Origin of the sequence: Sphingomonas sp. (assembly GCF_031426035.1) — a bacterium.
Taxonomy (GTDB): domain Bacteria; phylum Pseudomonadota; class Alphaproteobacteria; order Sphingomonadales; family Sphingomonadaceae; genus Sphingomicrobium.
The window spans coordinates 1-9,122 of record NZ_JANPKO010000116.1 but is presented as its reverse complement, the minus strand read 5'-3'; the positions used below and the strand labels follow the sequence as shown (position 1 = coordinate 9,122).

The following is a 9,122-nucleotide window of genomic DNA, read 5'->3' as shown; positions in this document are numbered from 1 at the left end:
ATGCGGATATGCTCGGGCTTGGGACCGACCCACACGATGTTGTGGAGCTCGACGATCTCGGCGAACTGCGCATTCTCCGAGAGGAAGCCGTAGCCGGGGTGGATGGCGTCGGCGTGGACGACCTCGGCGGCCGAGATGATGTTGGCGATGTTGAGGTAGGAATCGGCGGCGGCGGGCGGCCCGATGCACACCGTCTCGTCGGCCAGCCGCACGTGCATGGCGTCCGCGTCCGCGGTCGAGTGGACCGCCACCGTCTTGATGCCCATTTCGTGGCAGGCGCGGTGGATGCGCAGCGCAATCTCGCCGCGGTTCGCGATCAGCAGCTTCTTGATCTGCGGCAACGGTCTAGCCGATGATCATCAAGGGCTGGTCGAACTCGACCGGGTGGCCGTCGGCGATCAGGATTTGCTTGACCGTCCCCGCGGTTGGCGCGGTGATCGGGTTCATCACCTTCATCGCCTCGACGATCAGCACGGTGTCGCCGGCCTTAACCGCCTGGCCGACGGTCACGAACGGCTTGGCCCCGGGCTCGGCCGAGAGGAAGGCGGTGCCGACCATCGGCGACTTGAGCGTTTCGCCGCTGACTTCGGGCGCCGACGGCGCGGGCGCGGCGGAAGCGGCGGCAGGGGCGCTTGCGGTGGATGGCGGGGGAGCGGCGGCGGGCGCGGCGATCAGCGCCGCCGGCTCGCGCGCGACCTTGATCTTGCGGTCGCCGTCCTCGACTTCGATTTCGGGCAGTTCGTTGGCGGTGAGCAGTTCGGCGAGCTCGCGCACCAGCGCCGGATCGATGCGCATCGCACCGGCATCGGCGCGGCTGTCGTCCTTTTTATCGGCCATGGTCAGTCCTGTTCTTGACGTGGCGCGGTTCCTGTCAGAGCCGCGCCGCCGCGTCCAGTGCGAGAATATAGCCGTCAGCGCCGTGGCCCTTGATCACCTCGCGCGCGGCAAGCGCGACGAGGTCGGTCTGGCGGAACGATTCGCGCGCCGCGGGGTCGCTCAGGTGGACCTCGATCACCGGCACCGCGATCGCTTTCACCGCATCGTGGAGCGCGACCGAGGTGTGGGAATAGCCGCCCGGGTTGAGGATTACCGCTGTGGCGCCGCTCGCCGCCGCCTCGTGCAGCCAGTCGATCAGATGGCCTTCGTGGTTCGACTGGCGAAGATCGAGGGCCAGCCCCAGCTCGGCGGCGCGTTCGGTCAGCCGCGCGGCGATGTCGTCGAGCGTGTCGTGCCCGTAAATCTCCGGCTCGCGGGTGCCGAGCAGGTTGAGGTTGGGGCCGTTCAGGACAAACACCGTGCCGCTCATTTGCGCTTGGCGGTGGAGCTTCCTATCTGCGCTTGTCAATGACCCTCGATGGCTCCCTTTCGGTCCGCATCAACGGCGAGCACCGCCGCGTTCCGGGCAACACGACGATCGCCGAGATGGTCAACCAGCTCGGGCTCGACCCGCTGCGCGTCGCGGTGGAGCGCAATCTCGCGGTGGTTCCGCGCGGGACGCTCGGCGAGGTTCAGGTCGAGGACGGCGACGACTATGAGATCGTCACCTTCGTCGGGGGCGGTTGAGTGAACGCCGAGACCCCCATCGCAACCGACAGCTGGAGCGTCGCCGGCCGCACCTTCACCTCGCGGCTGATCGTCGGCACCGGCAAGTATAAGAGCTTCGAGGAGAATGCCGCCGCGGTCGCCGCCTCGGGCGCGGAGATCGTCACCGTCGCGGTGCGGCGGGTCAATATCGCCGACCCCGGCCAGCCGCTGCTGACCGACTTCATCGACCCCAAGACGATCACTTACCTGCCCAATACCGCGGGCTGCTTCACCGGCGACGAGGCTGTGCGGACATTGCGCCTGGCGCGCGAGGCGGGCGGCTGGACTTTGGTCAAGCTTGAGGTGCTGGGCGAGGCCAAGACGCTCTATCCTGACATGATTGAGACGCTGCGCGCGACCGAGGTGCTGGCCAAGGAAGGCTTCGAGCCGATGGTCTATTGCGCCGACGACCCGATCGCGGCGAAGCGGCTCGAGGATGCCGGCGCGGTCGCGATCATGCCGCTGGGCGCGCCGATCGGCTCGGGGCTAGGCCTGCAGAACCGCGTCATGATCCGGCTGATTGTGGAAGGCGCCAAAGTGCCGGTGCTGGTTGATGCCGGGGTCGGGACCGCGAGCGACGCCGCCGAGGCGATGGAGCTGGGCTGTGACGGGGTGCTGATGAACACCGCGATCGCCGAGGCCAAGGACCCGCTGCTGATGGCGCGCGCGATGAAGGCCGCGGTCGAGGCCGGGCGCCTGGCCTACCGCGCCGGCCGCATGCAAAAGCGCCTCTACGCCGACCCGTCGTCGCCGCTCGCCGGCCTTATTTGACCGCCGTCACCAGGTGCGCCGACATCGGGCCGTCCTGCCCCTCCCACGGTGCCAGCGCCGCGGCCGCCGCCTCCACCGCGGCGTCGAGCATGGCCGGGTCGCGCGCCTCGATTTCGGCGCGTAGCGGGGAGCCGAGCGCAAGCCCGGCGGCGGCGTCCCTCGCCTTGACCCGGCTGGTCCGCACGACGGTCTCGAACTCGATGTCGGTGAAGCCGGCGGCGACCAGATCATGCTCGATCCAGGTCGGATCGCCGTAGCCGAACGGCGTCCGCTCGAGGAAGCGCGGCGGATTGCCGGGAAACAGTTCGGCGACCGCTTGCGACGCCGCCTTGGACACCGGATTGCGCTCGAGCCGGTCCCAGATCACCGCGAGGTAATGCCCGCCGTCGCGCAACACCCGGCGCGCCTCGCGATTGGCCTCGACCTTGTCGGGGAAGAACATCACGCCGAACTGGCACACCACGAGGTCGAACCGGGCGGGCTCGAACGGCAGCGCCTGCGCGTCGGCCGCCGCCAGCCGCACTTTATCGGACGCGAAGCGCCGGGCGGCGACGTCGAGCATGCCCTGGTTGAGGTCGGTGGCGACGATCTCCGCCTCCGGCAGCGCGTCGTGCAGCGCAGCGGTCACCACGCTCGTGCCGGCGGCGGTCTCCAGGATCCGCTGCGGCCGCAGCGCGGCGGCGCGCTCGGCCACGACCCTGGCGAACGGCTCGAACAGCAGCGGCGCAAGGTGGCGGTCGTAGAGCGCCGGGATCGATCCGGCGAAGGCGGCATCGCTCGCATTCATGCCAACACCCCAGGCGTGCTATGCGCGATCGATCATGCCAGATTTCGCGCGTCTCCGCGAGGACATGATCGAGCTTCACATCGCCGCCCGTGGAGTGCGGGACCCGGCGCTGCTGGCGGCGTTCCGCGCCGTCCCGCGCGAACTGTTCGTCGCCGCCGAATACGCCGCCGAAGCGTATGGCGACCACCCGCTGCCGATCGCTGCCGGACAGACCATCAGCCAGCCGTACATCGTCGCGCTGATGGTCGACGCGGCCGCTGTCGGCGGCGGCGATTGCGTGCTCGAGGTTGGCGCGGGGTCGGGTTACGCCGCCGCCATCCTCGGCCATCTCGCCGCTTCGGTGGTGGCGGTCGAACGGCATGCCGAGCTGGCCGACGCGGCGCGCGCGCGCCTCGCCCGGCTGGGCCTGGCCAATGTCCGGATCGTCGATGGCGACGGCACCGGCGGCTGGCCTGCCGCGGCGCCCTACGACGCGATCCTGACCGCCGCCGCCGCGCCGGCCGTCCCGCCCGCGCTGGTCGACCAGCTCGGCCCCGGCGGGCGGCGGGTGATTCCGCTCGGCGCGCCCGGCGGCATCCAGCAACTGGTGCGGCTGACGAGAGACGGCGCGGGCCGACTCGCCCGGGACGATTTGTGCGCCGTGCGCTTCGTCCCCCTCGTCGGGGGGTAGCACTGCGCGGCGAGATGACTCCGAAACGGACGCGCTGCTCCGGAGCTTTTCCGCGCCGCGCTCGTCTTCCTCATGAGGGAGATTCCGGGTGAAGGGACTGATGCCGCGCGCCCGCCCCGCGACAACCAGCCCAGCCGTCGCCTGGGCCGAGTTGCTGAGCCGGCTCGCCGCTGCTCGGCCGGCCGAGCGAAAGCCGCCCGGGCCGGGCCGCCGCGAGCAGGACGAGCGCCAGCGCACCGCCGCTTACCGCCTCAACGAGGCGCTGCGCGATCACTCGCGCGGATAGGCATCTGCGCCATAACGGTCGTGGTTGTGCTGCCCAATTTCGCGGGCCGGCTGTTTAGTTCGCAGCCATTGGGGACAAGCCATGCCGTTCCGCAAAACAACTCCGCAGAAGCTCGCAGCGCGCGAGGAACTTTACGCGCTGTTCGCGGTCACCCCGCAACAGATCAAGGCGGCGCGTGATCCCAGCGCCCCGCTCAGCGCCCTCGCCGGCCGGCGGCAGTTCAAGCACCTCACCTACGGTTACGGCAGCGAGCGCAAGACCGGCGAATCGCGCTAGACCGCGCTTCTCCAGATCCGTCGTTCAGCTGCGGGCGCGGAGCGCGCCGATCGTCGTCGCGTTGCTGATCACTTCGACGTCGGTCTTGCAGTGAAGCAGGCGGATGCCTTTTTGCTCCATCGCCCGAGCGAGGGCTGGGGCGAAATCGGCGGTTTTCTCGACCGTCTCGGCCCAGCCGCCATAGGCGCGGGCGAGCGCCGCGAAATCGGGGTTGGCCAGCGTAGTGCCCGAAATGCGCGTCGGATAATCGCGCTCCTGGTGCATGCGGATGGTGCCGTAGCTCTGGTTGTCGACGAGGATCACCAGCAGGTTGGCGCCGCGCGCCGCCGCGGTCGCCAGCTCCTGCCCGTTCATCAGGAAATCGCCGTCGCCCGCGACGCACACCACCACGCGGTCGGTGAAGCGCAAGCTCGCGGCGACCGCGGCGGGCGGGCCGTAGCCCATCGTCCCGCTGGTCGGCGCGAGCTGGGTGGGCGCCGCGCCGTAGCGCCAGTAGCGGTGCCACCATCCCGAAAAATTGCCGGCGCCGTTGCAAATGATGGTGTCGGCGGGCAGCGCGTCGCGCATCGCCTTGACGCATGGGCCGAGGTCGAGGGCCACGCCGTCCCTGGGTTTGGGCTCGGACCAGTCGAGCCATTCGGCGTGCGCCTCGTCGCCCGAGCCGAAGCGCACCAGCTCGGGGTCCTGCCATTCGTCGGCCATCTGCGCGAACTCACCCATGTCGGCGCAGATCGGCAGGTCGGCGTGATAGACATGGCCCAGCTCGTTGGGGTCGGGGTGGACGTGGACGAGGAGCTGGCCGGGGTGGTCGGGGGTGATCAGTTTGTAGCCGTCGGTGGTCGCTTCGCCGAGGCGCGCGCCGACCACCAGCAACAGGTCCGCTTCGCGCACGCGCTGCTGCAATTTGGGATTGGGCCCGTAGCCCAATTGCCCGGCATAGACCCGGCAGTCGTTGGCGATCGCGTCCTGGCGGCGGAAGGCGGCGGCGATGGGAATGCCGTGGCGGCCGGCGAAATTGGCGAAATGATGCGCCGCGCACGGGCTCCAGTCGGCGCCGCCGACGATCGCCACCGGCGCCGCGGCGTCCTTCAATAGCTCGAACAGCGCGGCGATCGCGCCGGGGTCGGGGGTTTCCGAGACCGGCGGCACCGGCGGCCGGTCGGGCACCTCGACCTCGTCGCGCAGCATGTCCTCGGGAATTGCCAGCACCACCGGACCGGGCCGGCCGGCGGTCGCCACACGCCAGGCGCGCGCGACATATTCGGGGATGCGCCGCGCATCGTCGATACGCGCCGCCCATTTGGCGATCGGGGCGAAGAACGCCGCCATGTCGATTTCCTGGAAGCCCTCGCGGTCGCGGTCGGCGCGGTCGAGGTCGCCAACGAACAGGATCATCGGGGTCGAATCCTGGAACGCGACATGGACCCCGGCCGAAGCGTTGGTGGCGCCAGGCCCGCGCGTCACAAACGCCACGCCAGGCCGCCCGGTCATCTTGCCGTCGGCGTCGGCCATGTACGCGACCCCGCCTTCCTGGCGGCACACCACGAGGTCGATCTCGTGGGTGTCGTGGAGCGCGTCGAGCACCGCGAGGAAGCTCTCGCCGGGCACGGTGAAGGCGCGGTCGCAGCCCTGGATACGAAGCTGGTCGACGAGGATGCGGCCGCCGGTGCGGAGGGTGGTGGAGGTCATGGCCCGCCTCTACCGGCCTGGCATGACCGGCGGAAGCGGGAAACTTAACGGTGCGCGCGGGCTATGCCGCGCGCGACCGGCCCGACTTGCGCTGCTCGAGGTGCAAATAGCGCGGGTGGAAGTCGGCGACCTCGGCCAGTTTCTTCCAGTCGCCGATCGAGATCATCCGCTTGGTGCGGGTAATCAGCCCGTCGGCCTCGAGCTTCATGAGCGTGCGGTTGACGAGGACCGAGGTCAGCGCGACCGCGTCAGCGAGCTGCTCCTGGGTGATCGGCAATTCGTATCTGTCGGGCTTGCCGATCTCGGCGACCTCGAGCCGCAGCGCGAATTCGCACAGCAGATGGGCGACCCGGGTGCGCGCATCGCGCCGCCCGATGTTGAGCACCCACTCGCGGAAGATCGACCCTTCCACCAACGTCTCGTACCACATCGCCATGCCGATCGCCGGATGGCTGAAGGCAAGCTCGCGGATGACATCGACCGGGACCAGCGCGATCTCCCCCGCGGTCAGCATCTGCACGTCGTGGTCGGCGATGCCGAGCAGCGAGTTCTGCAGGTCGACGATGTCGCCCTTCATGTGGATCGAGAGGATCTGGCGGCCGCCGTTGCCGGCATGCTTGTGGCGATAGGCGAAGCCCGACAGCAGCAGGCACGTGAACTGCGGCGCGTCGCCGTCCCACACAATGTACTGGCCGGCGTCGAGGCGGCGGCGTTGATGCGGCAGAGCGAGGATGGCATCGCGGTCAGCCGCGTCCAGCTCACCCCACAGGCTCAGCTTGCGCACCATCAGCGACAGGTCGGGAGGGGGGTTCTCGGGCATTGAAACACTCCGCCAGGCGGGAGCGCTGCAATGTCTCTCAGCCACCAGGAAGCCACGATAGGGGCCCGGTGATGATTGCACTCTATACCATTTAAGGTGGTGTGCCTAACTTTGTTTAGGCGCGTTCAGCCCTGTCGGCCGGTGCCACCGTGCTCGGCGGCCTTGGCGATCTGGACCAGCAGGCAGCCAGCACGGCGCTTGGCTGCAGCGGTTTGAACAGCACCGGGATGTCGGGATGGTTGGCGCGGATGCAGGCCGGCGGGTGGGACGCGGTGTGGATGATGAACGGCACCTGCAACTGGGCGAGCCGCCCGGCCAGCGGCTCGAGCTCATCGTCGGCGAGCTGGCAATCGAGGATCGCCGCCGCGACCGGCTCGGAGCGCAGCAGCTCGATCGCTTCGGCCGCGGTGCGCGTCGGGCCGACCACGCGGCCGCACATGTCCTCGACCGCGCACGACAGGTCGAGCGCGAGATAGACATTGTCCTCAACGATCAGGACGGGTTTTTGATTTAGCACAAGGATCTCCCGGCGAGCGGGAGCGCTGCGTCTCTCAGCCGCCGGGATGCCCAAGACCCCCGACGATTCTACACCAACGATTTTAATCCAGATTAGTTGCAGACACTTAACGAAGTTATTTAGCAGAGGCGTGCCGCCTCCGTTTTGACAGCGGCGGGCGGGCCGTTACCATTCGGCCCAAAGGAGCGGGACAATGGGTGCGTGGGGCGCCGGCAATTTCGAGAACGACACGGCGATGGATTGGGCGGCCGGGGTCAAGTCGGTCGACGATGTCCGCCAGCCGTTCGCGAAGTTGAAACGCGACACCGACGCGCATGGCAGCGAGACCGAGCTGGTCGTCGACAGCGATTTCGCGTGCGAGCTGCTGGCCGCATCCGAGTGCGTCGCGATGATGCTCGGGCGCCGCATCCCCGATTTCCCTGCCGATCTCGCCGACCGCCTTGCCAGCGCGGGCGAGCCGGACAGCCTGCTGTTCCACCAGGCGCGCAACGCGGTGCTCCACGTCATGCGCCATTCCGAGCTCTCCGAATTATGGGCGGAAGCGAGCGAGGACGTCGCGCCCAACGAGTGGCTCGCCGAGCTGACGCGGCTGATCGACCGGCTAAACCCCGAGGTCGATTTCGAGCCGTGGGACAGCGAGCATATCGAGGCCAAGGTCGGCGCGCCGCTGGCCGAGGTAGGGGGCACCTGCGCATTCTGCGACCAGCCGGTGGCGCGCCACGAGCTGTGGGGGATCAGCCTCTATGACGCCTACAACATGAACAGCATGGGCCGAGGCTTCTGGCTCCATTTGCCGTGCCTCAACGCGCGCCTGCATCACCTACACGCGATCGCCGACCTGAAGTTCGACCCCGGCAACATGCCCGACCTCGACCAGCTTTAGGCGGTCTCTCTCGCGGACGCGCGGTAGCCGATCACGCACAGCACCAGCATCGCGACGTTGGCGCCGAAGTCGAGCAGCATCCATTCGTTGAACATCGGCACCACGAACACGAACCAGTAATTGAACCAGAAGAACGGCAGCAGCGCGATCCCGTAGACGAGGAACGTCGTGCGCGTGAACCGGCTGAACCAGGCGAACAGCCCGGCGAGCACCGCCTGGGCGCCGAAGCAGCCCATCATCAACGCGGTGGTCGCGGTGCCGTGATAATATTCCGGGCGGAAACCAAGCTGCTCGACCATCCGCGGCAGAAACAGGCACCAGGCGCCGAGCACCAGGAACGGCACGGCGATTAGGCGCTGGGCGAGCAGAGGGGTCATCGAGCCGCTCGATCAGGCCAAATGGATCGCTTTCACGACCTGGTAGCTTTCCAGGCCTTCCTTGCCGCCTTCGCTGCCGAAGCCCGAATCCTTGACCCCGCCGAACGGCGCGTCGGCCATCGAGATGGCGAAGGTGTTGATCCCGACCATCCCGCTCTCGATCGCGTCGCCGAGCAAATTGGCGCGGCGGCCGTTCTCGGTGAAGGCGAACGCGGCGAGCCCGAACGGCAGGCGGTTGGCCTCGTGGATCGCCTCGTCGAAATCCTTGAACGCGCGGCTCACGGCGACCGGGCCGAACGGCTCCTCGTTCATGATCTCGGCTTCGTTGGAGACGTCGGCCAGCAGGGTCGGCTGGAAGAAGAAGCCGCCGTCCCCGGGACCGCCGCCGGCGAGCACGCGTGCGCCCTTGGCCCGCGCATCGTCGATCAGCGCGCCGACCGCCTCGGGCCGGCGGGCGTTGGC

General features: G+C 68.7%; 13 protein-coding genes and 1 pseudogene. 5 read left to right on the top strand and 9 right to left on the bottom strand.

Going from position 1 to position 9,122, the window contains the following annotated elements; translation table 11 throughout:
• The 3 genes from RMP08_RS08610 to RMP08_RS08600 all read right to left on the bottom strand — a co-directional run.
• The coding region (locus tag RMP08_RS08610) for a biotin carboxylase N-terminal domain-containing protein (protein ID WP_310468583.1) at positions 1-341 on the bottom strand (341 nt) is incomplete at its 3' end.
• 4 nt (positions 342-345) lie between these two features.
• Entirely contained in the window at positions 346-837 is a 492-nt protein-coding gene (accB, locus tag RMP08_RS08605; RefSeq protein ID WP_310468582.1) for an acetyl-CoA carboxylase biotin carboxyl carrier protein, read from the bottom strand.
• Between the two features lie 34 nt (positions 838-871).
• Complete coding sequence (locus RMP08_RS08600; RefSeq protein ID WP_310468581.1) at positions 872-1,306, bottom strand: type II 3-dehydroquinate dehydratase; 435 nt, start codon at positions 1,304-1,306, stop codon at positions 872-874.
• Between the two features lie 38 nt (positions 1,307-1,344).
• Between RMP08_RS08600 and thiS the strand changes: the two are divergent.
• A pseudogene (gene thiS / locus RMP08_RS08595) lies at positions 1,345-2,355 on the top strand (sulfur carrier protein ThiS).
• Here the strand turns inward: thiS and RMP08_RS08590 are convergent.
• The gene (locus RMP08_RS08590; protein ID WP_310468580.1) at positions 2,348-3,142 is read right to left on the bottom strand and encodes a methyltransferase domain-containing protein; all 795 of its coding nucleotides are present in this window, start codon (positions 3,140-3,142) and stop codon (positions 2,348-2,350) included. The pseudogene thiS and the gene RMP08_RS08590 overlap by 8 nt on opposite strands.
• Positions 3,143-3,206: 64 nt before the next feature.
• Between RMP08_RS08590 and RMP08_RS08585 the strand changes: the two genes are divergently transcribed.
• From RMP08_RS08585 to RMP08_RS08575, 3 genes are all read left to right on the top strand, one after another.
• Entirely contained in the window at positions 3,207-3,812 is a 606-nt protein-coding gene (locus RMP08_RS08585) for a protein-L-isoaspartate(D-aspartate) O-methyltransferase (RefSeq protein WP_310468579.1), read from the top strand.
• A gap of 88 nt (positions 3,813-3,900) precedes the next feature.
• Positions 3,901-4,098 carry a hypothetical protein gene (locus RMP08_RS08580; protein WP_310468578.1) on the top strand — a complete coding sequence of 66 codons (198 nt, stop codon included), beginning with the start codon at positions 3,901-3,903 and terminating at the stop codon, positions 4,096-4,098.
• An 81-nt stretch (positions 4,099-4,179) separates the two neighbouring features.
• Positions 4,180-4,374, top strand: coding sequence for a hypothetical protein (locus tag RMP08_RS08575; protein WP_310468577.1), 195 nt, complete (start codon positions 4,180-4,182; stop codon positions 4,372-4,374).
• Between the two features lie 24 nt (positions 4,375-4,398).
• Here the strand turns inward: RMP08_RS08575 and RMP08_RS08570 are convergent, their stop codons facing one another.
• The 3 genes from RMP08_RS08570 to RMP08_RS08560 form a co-directional block, all read right to left on the bottom strand.
• Complete coding sequence (locus RMP08_RS08570) at positions 4,399-6,063, bottom strand: thiamine pyrophosphate-binding protein (protein ID WP_310468576.1); 1,665 nt, start codon at positions 6,061-6,063, stop codon at positions 4,399-4,401.
• A 61-nt stretch (positions 6,064-6,124) separates the two neighbouring features.
• Positions 6,125-6,883 carry a Crp/Fnr family transcriptional regulator gene (locus RMP08_RS08565; RefSeq protein ID WP_310468575.1) on the bottom strand — a complete coding sequence of 253 codons (759 nt, stop codon included), beginning with the start codon at positions 6,881-6,883 and terminating at the stop codon, positions 6,125-6,127.
• 115 nt (positions 6,884-6,998) lie between these two features.
• Entirely contained in the window at positions 6,999-7,400 is a 402-nt protein-coding gene (locus tag RMP08_RS08560) for a hypothetical protein (RefSeq protein ID WP_310468574.1), read from the bottom strand.
• Positions 7,401-7,593: 193 nt separating this feature from the next.
• Here RMP08_RS08560 and RMP08_RS08555 point away from each other — a divergent pair, with 193 nt between their 5' ends.
• On the top strand, positions 7,594-8,283 hold the full coding sequence (locus RMP08_RS08555; RefSeq protein WP_310468573.1) for a DUF4259 domain-containing protein: 690 nt from the start codon (positions 7,594-7,596) through the stop codon (positions 8,281-8,283).
• Here RMP08_RS08555 and RMP08_RS08550 read toward each other — a convergent pair.
• Both RMP08_RS08550 and RMP08_RS08545 read right to left on the bottom strand, forming a co-directional pair.
• Positions 8,280-8,660, bottom strand: a complete 381-nt coding sequence (locus tag RMP08_RS08550) for a hypothetical protein (RefSeq protein ID WP_310468572.1) — start codon at positions 8,658-8,660, stop codon at positions 8,280-8,282. The two genes, RMP08_RS08555 and RMP08_RS08550, sit on opposite strands and share 4 nt — an antisense overlap.
• A gap of 12 nt (positions 8,661-8,672) precedes the next feature.
• Positions 8,673-9,122, bottom strand: a 450-nt coding sequence (locus RMP08_RS08545) for an aldehyde dehydrogenase family protein (protein ID WP_310468571.1), incomplete at its 5' end; no start/stop codon positions are given.